The organism is Mesorhizobium sp. Z1-4 (assembly GCF_004000235.1).
In the GTDB taxonomy this organism is placed as follows: Bacteria; Pseudomonadota; Alphaproteobacteria; order Rhizobiales; family Rhizobiaceae; genus RCIO01.
On record NZ_RCIO01000024.1, the window covers coordinates 1 to 1,032 of the forward strand.

Below are 1,032 nucleotides of genomic sequence, written 5' to 3' on the forward strand. Positions count from 1 at the left end.
CTTGAGTTTCATTTTCTGACCTCCAGTCAAAAAACGAAAGACGCGGGAAGCCCGGAACGGATTCAACGTCAGATTGAGCGGCTATGTCGCGGAAGAGCCCAATGAAATCGGCCATACAGCATGGGCTGAATTCGTTCGTCGCGCCATTTCCGACGCGAACGCATTTCGGGGGCGCACCTGACCGGCCGGGGCACGAGCGAGCCGGATGCTCTTCACGGCGATGGGAGCAGGAGCGGAGGGCGGGACTGAACCGCGACCGCGGCAAATGCTTCGCCGGCACGTCGCCGTACGCCTGGCTGAATTTCATTAAGTATAGAGATGGCGGAGAGTTCAGGACGAAATTCGAACTCGGAGCCTGGCGGGCGACCGCCCGCTGGCCGGTCAGGCCGCCCCCGCGGAGCCGTTGAGCGAAGCGAAACTGCCGTGAGCGAAATAGTGGCGGAGAGGATGGGATTCGAACCCACGAGACCCTTTTGAGGTCTACTCCCTTAGCAGGGGAGCGCCTTCGACCACTCGGCCACCTCTCCGGTGCGTCGCTGGATAAAGAAAAGCCCCGCGACAATCAACAAGTTCCGCGCCCGGTTCCCCATGCGTCTGATAATAGGCCGGCATATTCCATGCCGAGCGTCCCTATGCCGGCCTTACGGCGCTGTTTACGTTGGGGAAATAACCGGACTGCCTGCCCGGAGGCCGGGTTCGAATCGCCGGAACCGGGCTCCGTCGTGGCAAAATCGCCGTTTTCACCTGTGCCGGGACGACGCCGGAACCGTTTTGGTGAATGAAACGTCAACGCGAGGGTGCAAATCGTGACTTTTGTGCAACAACCGCATTCCATCGCGTGCCGGGAAGGCACATGCGGGGTTCTTCCTTGTTGCGCAGGCAACCCTCATCGGTAATGTCATGCTCGAAGAAGGGGCGCGCTAGCGTGTCTTTTTCATCAATTGGGGATGGGGCAGGGAACGCTGTCCTTCGGCTTAAGGACCCAGACCCATATTTAAACCTTTGACTGGAGGTCAGAAAATGAAACTCAAG

At 59.0% G+C, this 1,032-nt stretch carries 1 tRNA gene; it reads right to left on the reverse strand.

The window, feature by feature from the left end:
• Nucleotides 1–436: 436 nt before the first annotated feature.
• A tRNA-Ser gene (locus EP165_RS20310) sits at nucleotides 437–527 on the reverse strand.
• Between the last annotated feature and the right edge of the window lie 505 nt (nucleotides 528–1,032).